The following is a 14,741-nucleotide window of genomic DNA, read 5'->3' on the forward strand; positions in this document are numbered from 1 at the left end:
CCGCATAACACCCGCCGGCGCGCGCGGCCGAAATCGTAGACAACGCGCGTTGTCAAAGTTATCGTGAGCCGAGGAGGCCGAGATGACTGCCATTCCAACGACATCCGACGATCCGCTCGGACCCGATTCCCTCACCTGGAAGTACTTCGGCGACCTTCGCACGGGAATGATGGGCGTCTGGATCGGCGCGATCCAGAACATGTATCCGGAGCTGGGCGCCGGCGTCGAGGAGCATTCGATCCTGCTGCGCGAGCCCCTGCAGCGCGTGGCCCGCTCGGTGTACCCGATCATGGGCGTCGTCTACGACGGCGACCGGGCTGCCCAGACGGGGCGGCAGATCAAGAGCTACCACCACACCATCAAGGGCGTCGACGCGTACGGCCGCCGGTATCACGCGCTGAACCCCGAAACCTTCTACTGGGCCCACGCCACCTTCTTCATGCTGGTGATCAAGGTGGCCGAGTACTTCTGCGGGGGCTTGACGGAGGCGGAGAAGCGCCAGCTGTTCGACGAGCACGTGCGGTGGTATCGGATGTACGGGATGAGCATGCGACCGGTGCCCACCTCGTGGGAGGAGTTCCAGGAGTACTGGGATCGGGTCTGCCGCGAGGAATTGGAAATCAACCGGGCGACGCTGGACATCTTCCAAATCCGGATCCCCAAGCCGAAATTCGTGCTGATGCCGACACCGATCTGGGACCAGATGTTCAGGCCGCTGGTCGCGGGCCAGCGCTGGATCGCGGCGGGCCTGTTCGAGCCAGCGGTTCGCGAAAAGGCCGGCATGCGCTGGACGCCCGGCGACGAGGTGCTGCTGCGCCTGTTCGGCAAGTTCGTCGAACTGGCCTTCCTGGCGGTTCCCGACGAGATTCGGCTGCACCCCCGGGCGCTGGCCGCGTACCGCCGGGCCGAGGGGCGGCTACCCGGCAACGCGCCGTTGGTGGAGGCTCCGCCGTTCATGGCGCCGCCCCGCGACCGCCGCGGCCTGCCCATGCATTACTTCCCTCCCCGTCCGCGGTCGCCGCTCGACCCCGCGAAGGCCCTCATTGAGCGCGCCGGCTCGCTGGTGCACGGGACGCTGTCGCTGGCGGGTCTGCGGCCCGCCCGGGGTCGCGTCAGGGCCGCTTGAACATGCCCAGCGCCTGCGCGCTCTGGTAGAGGCAGATTGCCGCGGCGGAGGCCACGTTCAGGCTCTCGGCACCGCCGGCCATCGGGATGCGCATGCGGTGATCGGCCGCCGCCGCGATTTCGGTTGGCAGACCCTGCGCTTCGGGGCCGAACAACCACGCGGTCGGCCTGGCGAGCAGCGCCGCGGCATCGTCGAGGCGCGTCTCGCCGTCGACCGTGGTCGCCAGCACCTGCAGCCCCGCGGCGCGCACGGCGCCCAGCGCGGCGGCCACGTCAGGCGCGGCGACCACCGGAATCGAGAAGATGCTGCCGGTCGAGGCGCGTAGACACTTGCCGTTGTACGGGTCGACGCTGTGCCCGCCGAGGATCACACCCTGTGCGCCCATGGCGTCGGCGATGCGAATGACCGTGCCGGCGTTGCCCGGCTCGCTGATCTCGACGGCGACCGCGATCAGCCGCGGCGAACCGGACAGCACGTCCGCCAGGCCGGTCGCCGGCGTTTCGCAGACGGCGACCAGTCCGGCGGGGGTGACGGTGTCGGACAGCGCCTTTGCGGCCCGCTCGCTGACCAGATGGACCGGACAGTGCTGCGCGCCAAGCAAAGCCGCATAACGCTGCGACGCGGCTTCGGTGACGAAGACGTCGCGGACCAGACCGCGGGCGGCCGCCGCCTCCACCAGATTGGGGCCTTCGGCCAGGAATCGCCCCGCCCGCCGCCGGCCGACGTGGCGATGCAGTTTGACCGCCGCGGCGACCCGGGCCGAACGTTCGGTCAGCACCTGCACCCGGAAGCCGGTTTAGGCGGCCTCTCCGGAATCCGAGGGTGCGTTGACGTCCTCGGGCAGTGCGGCCCGGGCGACGTCGACCAGTGCGGTGAACGCCGCGGGATCGGTGATCGCGATGTCGGCGAGGTTCTTGCGGTCCACTTCCACACCGGCGGCCTTCAAACCCTGGATCAGCCGGTTGTAGGTGATGTCGTTGGCGCGCGCCGCCGCGTTGATCCGCGAGATCCACAGTTTCCGGAACTCGCCCTTGCGCGCGCGGCGGTCGCGGTAGGCGTAGTTCAACGAATGCAGCTGCTGCTCTTTGGCTTTGCGGTAGAGCCGCGAGCGCTGGCCGCGATAGCCCTTCGAGGCCTTGAGAATGCTGCGCCTCTTCTTGTGGGCGTTGACCGCCCGCTTCACGCGTGCCATGGGGTTCCTGCTCTCTGAAAAGTAACGTGCAAAGTAAATGGGTCGGGTGCCGGCACCGACGGGCCGGCGCACGGCTTGTTGAAGGTCAGCCGTTCAGCAGCTTGTTGATCCGCTTGGTGTCGTTGGCCGCCACGGTCGTGCGGCCTTCCAGCCGGCGAGTCCGGGTGGACGGCTTGTGCTCCAACAGGTGCCGACGGTTCGCCTTTTCGCGCAGGATCTTGCCGGTTCCGGTGCGCCGGAACCGCTTCGAAGCCCCGCTGTGGGTCTTGGCCTTGGGCATGTTTCCTCTACTTCTCGAATCTCGCTATTTGGTCTGAAGGTCAGTTGGGTGAAGGGGTGTCGGCGCCCGCGTCGGCGTCCGATGCCTCGCCGTCCCCCGGGCCTTCGGGGTGCCGCGCCCTGGCCCGAGTCTTCGCGCCGCGGTGCGGGGCCAGCACCATCGTCATGTTGCGGCCGTCCTGCTTGGCGGACGTCTCGACGAAGCCGTATTCGGCGACGTCCGCGCCCAGCCGCTGCAGCAGGCGGTAACCCAACTCGGGGCGCGACTGCTCACGTCCGCGGAACATGATGGTGACCTTCACCTTCGAACCCGCCTCCAGGAAGCGGATTACGTGACCCTTTTTGGTCTCGTAATCGTGATCGTCGATCTTTGGTCGCAGTTTCTGCTCTTTGACGACGGTCTGCTGCTGGTTGCGGCGGGATTCGCGCGCCTTTTGCGCCGCCTCGTATTTGAACTTGCCGTAGTCCATGATCTTGCAGACCGGGGGTCTGGCGTTCGGGGCGACTTCGACAAGGTCGAGATCGGCGTCCGCGGCGACGCGAAGTGCGTCTTCGATGCGCACTATGCCTACCTGTTCTCCCCCGGGGCCGATCAATCTGACTTCAGGTACGCGGATGCGCTCGTTGACGCGGGTCTCAGTGCTGATGGGGCCTCCCTTGTTGGGCTTATAGATATCCTGCGCTCACGGCCAAGGCCTCGGTCGGGAGTCAGCGGCGGAAACACCACACCACCAGCAGAAAAGCCCTGCAATAGCAGGGCCCAATGCCGACCGATCACGGCTTGCAACTGGTCAAGCCGCCCGCGTTTGCTCGCGGAACAGACATGCGCGATGCCTGTGACCGGACCGCCAAGCCTTGAAGGAAACTTCGTGGCACGCGGTGGGAGTGGGACTCCACTTGCTGTTCCTGGCCTTCGCCGGGATGGTCGCGGACGCTAGTTTAGCAGCCACGGGGCGGCTTTTTGCACTTCGCCCCCGACCCCCGTCCGGCGCGCACGAGCACGCTTGCGCGACCGGACCGATTATTGCCAGCCCCTCTTCGCGCTTCGCCAAGCTTTTCACGGATTGAGGGCATATCCTCGCGGTCTGTGACACTCGCTTCATCTCGCTCGGGGTCCCGTTCGGGGGCTCGCGGCCGGTCGCAATCCCGGTATCGCTGGGTACCGGCGGCGGCCGGGTGGATCGTGGGCGTCATCGCCACCGTGTCCCTGCTGGCCAGCGTGTCCCCGGCGATCCGGTGGATGATCAAGGTCCCGCGCGAGTTCATCAACAACTACCTGTTCAACTTCCCCGACACCAGCATCGCGTGGTCGTTCGTGCTCGCACTGCTGGCCGCGGCCCTGACCGCCCGGAAACGGATCGCCTGGCTGGTGTTGCTCGGCCAGATGATCCTTTCCGCCGGCCTGAACGTCGCCGACATGGCCGCGGGCGACAACACCGCGGCCGAAACCTTCGGGGAGAACCTCGGGTTCGCGGTGCACATCGTGGCGATCGTGCTGCTGGTGCTGGCGTACCGGGAGTTCTGGGCCAAGGTCCGCAAGGGCGCCATGGTCAAGGCGGCCGCGGTGCTGGTCGCGGGGGACGTGGTCGGCATCCTGGTCTCCTGGGGCCTGGTGGAGTTGTGGCCCGGAACGCTGGCGCGCCCGGACCGCCTGCCCTACGTGGCCAACCGGGTGGTCGGATTCGCCCTGGCCGATCCGGACCTGTTCACCGGCAAGCCGCACGTGTTCCTCAACGCGATCTTCGGCCTGTTCGGGGCGCTGGCGCTGATCCTGGCGACCATCGTGCTCTTCCAATCCCAGCGCGCCGAGAACGCGCTCACCGGTGAGGACGAGTCGGCAATCCGCGGGCTCCTCGAGCTCTACGGCAAGCACGACTCGCTCGGATACTTTGCGACCCGCCGCGACAAGTCGGTGGTGTTCGCGCAGAGCGGCCGCGCCGCCATCACCTATCGCGTCGAGGTCGGCGTCTGCCTGGCCAGTGGCGACCCGATCGGCGACCCGCGGGCGTGGCCGCAGGCCATCGACGCGTGGCTGGGCCTGTGCCAGGCGTACGGCTGGGCGCCGGGCGTCATGGGCGCCAGCACGCAGGGGGCGCGCGTCTATCGGGAAGCGGGGCTGAACGCGCTCGAGTTGGGCGACGAGGCGATCTTGCGAACCGCAGATTTCCGGCTGTCCGGTCCGGACATGCGCGGGGTGCGCCAGGCCGTGACCCGGGCGCGCCGGGCAGGGTTGACCCTGCGCATCCGCCGGCACCGCGACATCTCGGCCGAGGAGATGGCCCAGACGATCACCCGCGCCGACGCCTGGCGCGACACCCAGACCGAGCGCGGATTCTCCATGGCGCTGGGCCGGCTGGGCGATCCGGCGGATGGGGACTGCCTGTTGGTCGAAGCGCTGGACCGCGACGGCGCCGTCGTGGCGATGCTGTCGTTGGTCCCCTGGGGAACCACCGGGGTCTCCCTGGACTTGATGCGCCGCTCGCCGCAATCCCCCAACGGCACCATCGAGCTCATGGTCAGCGAGCTCGCGCTGACCGCCGAAACCCTTGGCATCAGCCGCATTTCATTGAACTTCGCGATGTTCCGCTCGGCGTTCGAACAGGGCGCGCAACTCGGCGCAGGCCCGGTCGCCCGGCTGTGGCGGGGGCTGCTCCTGTTCTTCTCGCGATGGTGGCAGCTGGAGACCCTGTACCGGTCGAACATGAAATACCAACCGGAATGGGTTCCGCGCTACGCCTGTTACGAGGACGCGCGCCTGATCCCCCGGGTGGGCGTCGCCTCGGTTATCGCCGAGGGCTTCCTGGTGCTGCCGTTCACCCGGCGCGACAAGGTGCACACCGGCCATCACCCCGCCGTGCCGCCCAGGCTGGCGGAGTCGGGCCTGCTGCACCACGACGGCTCGGCGCCCGACGTCAGCGAGTTACAACAACGGCGCGACGACGCGGAACTCGAGGAGTCGAGGGCCCGCCTGCCCGAGCAGGTGCGGGTCCGCCTGGCCAAACTGAAGATATTGCGGCGCAACGGCATTGACGCCTATCCCGTGGGATCCCCGCCCAGCCACACCATCGCCCGGGCGCTGGACGCCGACGATCAGGAAACGGTCTCCGTGGCGGGCCGGATATTGCGGATACGCGACTACGGCGGGGTGCTGTTCGCCCAGCTGCGGGACTGGTCGGGCGAATTGCAGGTGCTGCTGGACAATTCACGCCTGGAGCAGGGCCGCACCGCGGACTTCACCGCGGCCATCGACCTTGGCGACCTGGTCGAGATGGCCGGGCACATGGGCTTTTCCAAGAACGGAACCCGCTCGTTGATCGTGCGAGACTGGCGGATGATCGGTAAGTGCCTGCGGCCGCTGCCGAACAAGTGGAAGGGGCTGACCGACCCCGAGGCGCGGGTGCGGACCCGCTACGTCGACCTGGCGGTCAATCCCGAGTCGCGCGAGCTGGTCACGGCCCGCAGCAGCGTCCTGCGTTCCGTCCGGGAAACGTTGTTCGCCAAGGGGTTCATCGAGGTCGAGACGCCGATCCTGCAACAGATCCACGGTGGAGCCACCGCCCGGCCGTTCGTCACCCACATCAACACCTACGACATGGACCTGTTCCTGCGGATCGCGCCGGAGCTGTACCTGAAGCGGTTGTGCGTCGGCGGCGTGGAGCGGGTGTTCGAGCTGGGCCGGGCCTTCCGCAACGAAGGGGTCGACTTCAGCCACAACCCGGAGTTCACGTTGCTCGAGGCCTACCAGGCGCACGCCGACTACATGGCGTGGGTCGACGGCAGCCGGGAGCTCATTCAAAACGCCGCGCAGGCCGCCAACGGCGAGCAGACCGTGCTGCGGCCCGGCGCCGAGGGCCGCCTCCAACCGGTCGACATCTCCGGGCCCTGGCCGGTGAAGACCGTGCACGACGCGGTGTCCGAGGCGCTCGGGGAACACATCGATCCCGACACCCCGTTGTCCGTTCTGCGCAAACTGTCCGACGCCGCCCACATTCCGTATCGGGCGCAGTGGGACGCCGGCGCGGTGGTGCTGGAGCTCTACGAGCACCTGGTCGAGGACCGGACCGAGCGGCCGACCTTCTACATCGACTTCCCGACGTCCGTCTCGCCGTTGACCCGGCCGCACCGCAGCCGGCGCGGCGTCGCCGAGCGGTGGGACCTGGTGGCCTGGGGGGTCGAGCTGGGGACCGCGTACAGCGAGCTCACCGACCCGGTGGAGCAGCGCCGTCGCCTGCAGGAGCAGTCGTTGCTGGCCGCCGGCGGCGACCCCGAGGCCATGGAGCTCGACGAGGACTTCCTGCAGGCCATGGAGTACGCGATGCCGCCCACCGGGGGGCTCGGCATGGGCATCGATCGGCTCGTCATGCTCATAACCGGCCGCAGCATCCGCGAAACCCTGCCATTTCCGCTGGCCAAGCCCCATTAGGCGGCCCGCGACGCGCGGGCGGGCCGATGGCGAACATTCGGTGAATATGTTCCAGGCCGGTTAACAATGGATCACAATGAATGCCGTGACCGCGTCGACGATCAATGCCACGACGCAGTTGCTGGCAAGTAGTCACACCTCGCTGATGCACGGCTGGGTGCCCACCACGATCCAGGTGGTCACCGCGGTCGTGCTGACCCTGGCCGTCGGCTGGCGGTCGCGTCGCTGGCGGACCGTGTGGTTGCCGGCGGCTGCGCTGGCCGGCGCTGCCGTGGCCTACCTGACGCACTGGTACATCGTCGACCGCGGCCTGTCCGACGAACCCGCGCCGGCGGCACTGTGGCTCTGGATCACGTTGACCGGCACGGCGGCGGCGGTGCTGGTCCTGGGGTGGCGCGGCGCTCGCCGCTGGCGGCGCGGGGCAGGCCTGCTGGCCGTGCCGTTGTGCGCGCTGTGTGCCGCGCTGGTGCTCAACTTATGGGTCGGCTACTTCCCGACGGTGCAGGCCGCGTGGAACCAGATCACCTCCGGTCCCCTGCCCGACCAGACCGACCCGGCCACCGTCACCGCGATGGCCGCCAAACGGGCGCGGCCACCGCACGGCAGCGTGGTTCCGGTGGTGATCCCGTCTGACGGCTCTCATTTCAAGCACCGCGGCGAGCTGGTTTATCTGCCGCCCGAGTGGTTCACCAGCAGCCCGCCGCCGGCGCTGCCGACGGTCATGATGATCGGCGGCCAGTTCAACACGCCGGCCGACTGGACCCGCGCGGGCAACGCGGTCAAGACGATCGACGACTTCGCGGCCGCCCACAACGGCAAGGCCCCGGTGCTGGTCTTCGTCGACTCCGGCGGGGCCTTCAACAACGACACCGAATGCGTCAACGGTGTCCGCGGTAACGCCGCCGACCATTTGACCAAAGACGTTGTACCGTACATGGTTTCCAAGTTCGGCGTCAGTGGCGACCGGTCGCACTGGGGCGTCGCGGGCTGGTCGATGGGCGGCACCTGCGCGGTCGACCTGACCGTCATGCACCCCGACATGTTCAGCGCGTTCGTCGACGTCGCCGGCGACTTCTTCCCCAACGCCGGAAACAAGACCCAAACCATCGCGCGGCTCTTCGGCGGAAACGCCGACGCGTGGGCGGCATTCGACCCGACCACGGTGATCAGCCGGCACGGGCCCTATAGCGACGTCGCCGGCTGGTTCGCCATCTCCTCCGACGGCCCGCCCGCACCGCGCCACGACCCGATGATGACCGACAGCGGCGCGATCCGTCTCGCCGGCCGGGAAGCGGCCGCCGACCCCGGCAACCAGACGGCGGCCGCCTACTCGCTGTGCGCGCTCGGGCGCGCCAACGGGATCGACTGCGCGGTGCTGGCGCAGCCGGGTAAGCACGATTGGCCGTTCGCCGACCGGGTCTTCGCCGCCGCGCTGCCGTGGCTGGCCGGCCGGCTGGGCACGCCGGGAATCCCGCGGACCGCGTTGCCCGGCGCTGCCCCGCCCGCACCCACCGCCCCGGTCATCGTCCCGGCCGACCATTCGCCCGCCAGGCGGTAGCCCGCCGGTGTTTTCCGTTGCGCGGGTCCGGCGCGCGATCTTTGCGCGGCACTGCAATCCGTGGAGCGCCTGGACCCGCTGGGCGAGCACCCCGCTGATCCTGGTGCCACCGTGGACGCGGCGCTGGAGCCATGCGGCGTGGATCGGGCTGTGGCTGGCCGTCAACCCGTTCGTTTTCGGCAGGCCGGCGCACGAGCGGGCGTGGTCGACGCGGGCGATGCTGGGCGAGGAGTTGTGGATCGGCCGGCGCCCCCGGGACGCCGCCATGGTGGTCAGCGCCCTGACATCGGTGGCCGCGCTGGCTGCCGTCGTCGCCGCGCGCCGCCGTCGCCTGCTGCCCGCGGCGGCGGCTATCGCCGTTCAGATGGCGTTGACGCTGGTGTACTGGGAGCAGATGGTGCGTTATCTGGAGCGCGAGCGGCGGGCGGGCCTTTAGTAGCGTGGCCTCCATGCCCGACGAACCAACCCCACCCGATCCTGGGTACGACAACGCCGGTGTGCCGACCTTCGAATCCGTCCGCGAGAAGATCGAAAACCGCTACGCGACATCCTTGGGCGACGCGGAGCTGGACGCCGAATCGCCCGAAGGCCGCACTGTCGCCGAGCAATACGACGAGCGCGAGCGCGCCGCGGCCGAACGATTGGCCGAGATCCGCGAGTCGATGCACACGGATGAGGACTAGGGCGGCTGGCTTAGCGTCGGGGGACGTCGATGAGTGAAACGCAGCCCGGTTCGAGGATCGGGAGCCGATTTGGGCCGTATCAACTGCGCCGCCTGCTGGGCCGCGGCGGGATGGGCGAGGTCTACGAGGCCTACGACACCGTCAAGGACCGCGTGGTGGCGCTCAAGCTGATGTCCGAGCAAGTGAGTTCGGATGACTCATTTCGGCGGCGCATGCAACGCGAGGCCCGGACCGCGGGCCGGCTACAGGAACCGCACATCGTGCCGATTCACGATTTCGGCGAGGTGGACGGTCAAGTGTTCATCGACATGCGCCTCATCGAGGGGCGCGACGTGGGGAAGGTGCTGAGCCGCAGCGGGCCGCTCCCGCCACCGCGCGCGGTCGCGATTGTCGAACAAGTCGCCGCCGCCCTCGATGCCGCGCACCGCACCGGGGTCATTCATCGCGACATCAAACCCGAGAACATCCTGCTCGCCGAGGGCGACTTTGCCTACCTGGTCGACTTCGGCATCGCCGCCGCGGCCACCGACGAGCGGGTGACCAAAACCGGTGCCGCCATAGGCAGCTGGAGCTACATGGCGCCCGAGCGATTCGGCAACGACGACCCCACTTACCGCGTCGACATCTACTCCCTGGCCTGCCTGCTTTTCGAATGCCTCACGGGCACAAGACCTTTCCAGACGACCAGCCTCAGCAGCCTGATGGCCGCACACCTAGTGGAGCCGGTCCCGCGCCCGAGCCAGCGCAATGCCGCCGTCCCGGCGGCGTTCGACGAGGTCATCGCCCGCGGGATGGCCAAGGATCCGAACGACCGCTACACGACCGCAGGCGATCTCGCGAAAGCGGCCCTGCACGCGCTGAGCGCCCCGGACCAACGCGAGGCGACCGAGCTGATCCAGCACAGCCAACATTTCGCGCCGCCGCCGAGCGCGCAGCAGTTTCGGGCCCAGCCCGCACCGCCGCATCCGGCGTGGTTCGCGACTCCACCCGTCGCGCCATGGGCGCCGCCCGCACCACCGCGGCGCCGGCTGGGGCTGGTCATCGGTGCCCTCGCGCTCGTCGTCGCGGTGATCGCGGGCACCGGGGTGTGGTTGGCGGTCGAAAAGTCCGGTGATCCCCCGCCCGACGCCTCCCCAACGACGACCACCGCCGCTCCCTCCACCACGAGCGCAGCGACCAGCGGCGCCGCCCCGACAGTGGCTCCCGCACAACTGGATTCGCTCCTGCTTCCGGTCGACCAGATCAACGTCCTGGTCGGCACCACCGGGATCATCCTCGACCACAACGTCACCGAGATGACGGACCCGGGCCCCGGCAACACGCTGTCGGACGACAAGTGCCTCGGGGCGCTCATCGGTTTCCAAACCCGGACGTACAAGAGCAGCGGCTACACCGCGATGCTCGCCCAGCTGCTGAAGAAGCCGAACAGCAACCCCGCCTACGTCGTGGCGCAGGGGGCGGTGATCTTCGCGTCCGCCGACCAGGCCCGGGGATTCGTGACCGACCAGTGGACCCAATGGCGGGACTGTGGGGGGAAGACCGTGACCCAGCCCAGCGACAAAGCCCCGTTCGAATGGACCTTCGGGCAGATCAGCGGCAACCCGCCCAACATCGCCATTCAGCGCACACTGGCCAACACCGCGGTGGTGTGCCAACACGTCATGGAGGCGGTATCCAACGTGGTCCTCGACGTCAACGTCTGCGCACCGGGAACCATCAACCAGGCCAGGTTGATCGCCAACCAGATGGCGACCAAGATCCCCGGCTGACGGCGGATCAGGCGGTGGCTTTGCGCCGCCGCTTCAACCGCCGCGGCGGGGCGGCGCGGCCGATGACCTCGGCCAGGAACTTCCCTGTGTAGCTTTCCGGCACCGCGGCGATATCCTCCGGAGTGCCTTCGGCGACAACGGTTCCGCCCTCGGCACCACCCTCTGGCCCCATGTCGACGATCCAGTCGGACGTCTTGATCACGTCCAGGTTGTGCTCGATGACGATGACCGTGTTGCCCTTGTCCACCAGCCCGTTGATGACGGTGAGCAGCTTGCGGATGTCGTCGAAATGCAGTCCGGTGGTGGGCTCGTCGAGGATGTAGACCGTCCGCCCCGTCGAGCGCTTCTGCAGTTCGGCGGCCAGTTTGACGCGCTGCGCCTCGCCACCGGACAACGTCGGGGCGGGCTGGCCCAGCCGGACGTAGCCCAGGCCGACGTCGACGAGCGTGCGCAGGTAGCGGTGGATGCCGGTGATCGGCTCGAAGAACTCCGCCGCCTCCTCGATCGACATGTCCAGCACCTCGGAGATGGTCTTGCCCTTGTAATGCACTTCCAGGGTTTCGCGGTTGTAGCGCGCACCGTGGCAGACCTCGCAGGGGACGTACACGTCGGGCAGGAAGTTCATCTCGATCTTGATGGTGCCGTCGCCGGTGCACGCCTCGCAGCGGCCGCCCTTGACGTTGAACGAGAACCGGCCCGGTTGGTAGCCACGGACTTTGGCCTCCGTGGTGGCCGCGAACAGGGTCCGGATCTTGTCGAACACGCCGGTGTAGGTGGCCGGGTTGGACCGCGGCGTGCGACCGATCGGCGACTGGTCGACCCGCACCAGCTTGTCCAGGTGGTCCAGGCCCGTCACCCGGGTGTGCCGCCCCGGTACCAGCCGGGCACCGTTGAGCCGGTTGGCCAGCACCGTGGCGAGGATGTCGTTGACCAGCGTCGACTTGCCGGAGCCGGACACGCCGGTGACCGAGGTGAGCACGCCCAGTGGGAACGAGACGTCGATGCCGCGCAGGTTGTGCTCGCGCGCGCCGACGACGGTGAGCTGACGCTTGCGGTCGACCGGACGCCGGATCGCCGGCATCTCGATGGCCTCCTTGCCCGACAGGAAGGCACCGGTGATCGACTCCTCGTTGGCCAGCAGCTCGGCGTACGTCCCGCTGTGCACGATCTCGCCGCCGTGCTCACCGGCCCGCGGACCGATGTCGACGATCCAGTCGGCGTGCGCGATGGTGTCCTCGTCGTGCTCGACGACGATCAGGGTGTTGCCCAAATCCCTGAGCCGCGTGAGGGTTTCGATAAGGCGACGGTTGTCACGCTGGTGCAGCCCGATCGACGGCTCGTCGAGCACGTAGAGCACGCCCACCAGGCCGGACCCGATCTGGGTGGCCAACCGGATGCGTTGCGCCTCACCGCCGGACAGCGTGGCCGCCGCGCGCGACAACGACAGGTAGTCCAGCCCCACGTCGAGCAGGAAGCCGAGCCGCGACTGGATTTCCTTGAGCACCTGCCCGGCGATCGCCTGCTCCCGGTGCCCCAGGGTGAGCGCGTTGAGGAAGTCCGAGCAGTCCGAGATCGACAGCTCGGAGACCTCGGCGATGGACTTGGCTCCCCGGTCCCCCGCGCGCAGCGTCACCGCCAGGATCTCCGGCTTGAGCCGGGTGCCCTCGCACTCCGGGCAGGGCACGTCACGCATGAAACCCTCGTAGCGTTCCTTCATCTGCTCGGATTCGGTCTGGGCCATCTTGCGCTGCAGGAATGCCAGCACGCCCTCGAAATCGGCGTAGTACGAACGGGTTCGGCCGTATCGGTTGCGGTAGCGCACATGCACCTGATGGTCGGACCCCTCGAGGATCGCCCTGCGCGCCTTGGCCGGCAGCTTGCGCCACGGCGTGTCGACGTCGAAGCCCATCTCGTCGCCGAGCCCGGCCATCATCCGGGTGAAGTACTCCGCGGTGTGGCCCGTCGACCACGGGGCGACCGCACCTTCGGCCAGCGTGCGTTCGGGATCGGGCACCACCAGGTCGGGGTCGACCTCCTTGCGGATCCCCAGGCCGGTGCACTCGGGGCAGGCGCCGTAGGGCGAGTTGAACGAGAACGATCGCGGCTCGAGGTCGTCGACCGCCAGCGCGTGCCCGTTGGGACACGCCAGCTTCTCGGAGAAGCGCTGCTCGCGGTTGTGGGCGTCGTGCTCGTGGTCGACGAACTCCAGCACCACGATTCCGTCGGCCAGGTTCAGCGCGGTCTCCACGGAATCGGTGAGCCGCTGCTTGGCGCTGGCCTTGACGGTGAGGCGGTCCACCACCACCTCGATGTCGTGCTTCTCCTGCTTCTTCAGCTTGGGCGGATCGGTCAGCGAGTGCACCACGCCGTCCACCCGAACCCGGCTGTAGCCCTGCGCGTTGAGCTTCTCGAACAGGTCGGCGAACTCGCCCTTGCGGGTGCGCACCACCGGGGCGAGCACCAGGAAGCGGGTACCTTCCGGCATCACCAGCACCTGGTCGACGATTTGCTGGGGCGTCTGGCGGGCGATCCGCTCGCCGCAGACCGGGCAGTGCGGCGTGCCGGCGCGCGCGTAGAGCAGCCGCAGGTAGTCGTACACCTCGGTGATCGTCCCGACCGTCGACCGCGGGTTGCGGTTGGTCGACTTCTGGTCGATGGACACCGCCGGGGATAGGCCCTCGATGAAGTCGACGTCCGGCTTGTCCATCTGGCCCAGGAACTGGCGCGCATAGGCGGACAGCGACTCGACGTATCGGCGCTGGCCCTCGGCGAAAATCGTGTCGAACGCGAGCGACGATTTGCCCGACCCCGACAGCCCGGTGAAGACGATCAGCGCGTCGCGCGGTAGGTCGAGGTCGACGCCCCGCAGGTTGTGTTCGCGGGCGCCCTTGACGATCAGGCGGTCAGCCACGCTGCCCTCTTTCAGTGGATCTTTTACGTACTGCAGCCGGTAATGCGCACGGCGCATTCCATGCTATGTGCCCGTACCGACAACAAACGTTTGACCAGTAACGTGGCCGCTATGACTGCCCCCGACAAGGTAAGCGACAACTACTCCGGACACGTCGACCCTGGCACTGCGGCCCGCCGGACCCTACCCGGCGCCACGATCCTAAAGGCGTCGGTGGGCCCTATGGACAACAATGCGTATCTGGTGACATGTTCCGCGACCGGGGAGACGTTGTTGATCGACGCCGCCAACGACGCGGACGTCCTGATCGGGCTGATCCGGCAGAACGCACCCAAGGTGTCGCTGATCGTGACCAGCCATCAGCACTTCGACCACTGGCAGGCGCTGGAGGCCGTGGCCGCGGCCACCGGGGCGCCGACCGCCGCCAACCAGATCGACGCCGAGGCACTGCCGGTCAAACCAGACCGTTTGCTGGCGGGCGGCGACACGGTGCAGATCGGCGAGCTGCAATTCAAGGTCATCCACCTGCGCGGGCACACGCCCGGCTCGATCGCGCTCGCCCTCGACGGGCCCGCCACGGGCGGGGTCACTCAGCTGTTCACCGGCGACTGCCTGTTCCCGGGCGGCGTCGGCAAGACATGGCAGCCGGGCGATTTCGCGCAGCTCCTGGACGACGTCACCACCCGGGTGTTCGACGTGTACGACGACGCCACCGTCATCTATCCCGGTCACGGCGACGACACGGTGCTCGGCGCCGAACGCCCTCACCTCGGCGAATGGCGCGAACGAGGCTGGTAGGC

General features: G+C 68.3%; 12 protein-coding genes. 7 read left to right on the forward strand and 5 right to left on the reverse strand.

What is annotated here, in order from left to right; all coding sequences use genetic code 11:
* The first annotated feature begins 82 nt into the window (after positions 1-82).
* Complete coding sequence (locus A5756_RS13775; RefSeq protein ID WP_066953123.1) at positions 83-1,126, forward strand: oxygenase MpaB family protein; 1,044 nt, start codon at positions 83-85, stop codon at positions 1,124-1,126.
* On the opposite strand, the gene A5756_RS13780 is transcribed toward A5756_RS13775, so the two are convergent.
* The 4 genes from A5756_RS13780 to infC all read right to left on the reverse strand — a co-directional run bounded on the left by A5756_RS13780 (position 1,113) and on the right by infC (position 3,244).
* Positions 1,113-1,904, reverse strand: coding sequence for an RNA methyltransferase (locus A5756_RS13780; RefSeq protein ID WP_066953323.1), 792 nt, complete (start codon positions 1,902-1,904; stop codon positions 1,113-1,115). The two genes, A5756_RS13775 and A5756_RS13780, sit on opposite strands and share 14 nt — an antisense overlap.
* 18 nt (positions 1,905-1,922) lie before the next feature.
* Entirely contained in the window at positions 1,923-2,318 is a 396-nt protein-coding gene (gene rplT / locus A5756_RS13785) for a 50S ribosomal protein L20 (RefSeq protein ID WP_046184507.1), read from the reverse strand.
* Positions 2,319-2,403: 85 nt separating this feature from the next.
* Positions 2,404-2,598 carry a 50S ribosomal protein L35 gene (gene rpmI / locus A5756_RS13790; RefSeq protein ID WP_066953125.1) on the reverse strand — a complete coding sequence of 65 codons (195 nt, stop codon included), beginning with the start codon at positions 2,596-2,598 and terminating at the stop codon, positions 2,404-2,406.
* Positions 2,599-2,638: 40 nt separating this feature from the next.
* Positions 2,639-3,244, reverse strand: a complete 606-nt coding sequence (gene infC / locus A5756_RS13795; RefSeq protein ID WP_082959153.1) for a translation initiation factor IF-3 — start codon at positions 3,242-3,244, stop codon at positions 2,639-2,641.
* Between the two features lie 440 nt (positions 3,245-3,684).
* Between infC and lysX the strand changes: the two genes are divergently transcribed.
* The 5 genes from lysX to A5756_RS13820 all read left to right on the forward strand — a co-directional run bounded on the left by lysX (position 3,685) and on the right by A5756_RS13820 (position 11,030).
* Positions 3,685-7,020: a bifunctional lysylphosphatidylglycerol synthetase/lysine--tRNA ligase LysX gene (gene lysX, locus A5756_RS13800; protein ID WP_082948162.1), complete on the forward strand. Its 3,336-nt coding sequence runs from the start codon at positions 3,685-3,687 to the stop codon at positions 7,018-7,020.
* 76 nt (positions 7,021-7,096) lie between these two features.
* Positions 7,097-8,578 carry an alpha/beta hydrolase family protein gene (locus A5756_RS13805; protein WP_197505772.1) on the forward strand — a complete coding sequence of 494 codons (1,482 nt, stop codon included), beginning with the start codon at positions 7,097-7,099 and terminating at the stop codon, positions 8,576-8,578.
* Between the two features lie 7 nt (positions 8,579-8,585).
* Positions 8,586-9,014, forward strand: a complete 429-nt coding sequence (locus tag A5756_RS13810; protein WP_232001823.1) for a DUF6653 family protein — start codon at positions 8,586-8,588, stop codon at positions 9,012-9,014.
* A gap of 13 nt (positions 9,015-9,027) precedes the next feature.
* The gene (locus A5756_RS13815; protein WP_066953132.1) at positions 9,028-9,261 is read left to right on the forward strand and encodes a hypothetical protein; all 234 of its coding nucleotides are present in this window, start codon (positions 9,028-9,030) and stop codon (positions 9,259-9,261) included.
* A 29-nt stretch (positions 9,262-9,290) separates the two neighbouring features.
* Positions 9,291-11,030, forward strand: coding sequence for a serine/threonine-protein kinase PknH/PknJ (locus A5756_RS13820; RefSeq protein WP_066953134.1), 1,740 nt, complete (start codon positions 9,291-9,293; stop codon positions 11,028-11,030).
* Positions 11,031-11,037: 7 nt separating this feature from the next.
* Here the strand turns inward: A5756_RS13820 and uvrA are convergent, their stop codons facing one another.
* Entirely contained in the window at positions 11,038-13,941 is a 2,904-nt protein-coding gene (gene uvrA / locus A5756_RS13825) for an excinuclease ABC subunit UvrA (protein WP_066953330.1), read from the reverse strand.
* Between the two features lie 111 nt (positions 13,942-14,052).
* On the opposite strand from uvrA, the gene A5756_RS13830 reads away from it, so the two are divergent.
* Positions 14,053-14,739, forward strand: a complete 687-nt coding sequence (locus A5756_RS13830) for an MBL fold metallo-hydrolase (protein WP_066953136.1) — start codon at positions 14,053-14,055, stop codon at positions 14,737-14,739.
* The last annotated feature ends 2 nt before the right edge of the window (positions 14,740-14,741 follow it).

It is taken from the genome of Mycobacterium sp. 852002-53434_SCH5985345, assembly GCF_001667155.1.
In the GTDB taxonomy this organism is placed as follows: Bacteria; Actinomycetota; Actinomycetes; order Mycobacteriales; family Mycobacteriaceae; genus Mycobacterium.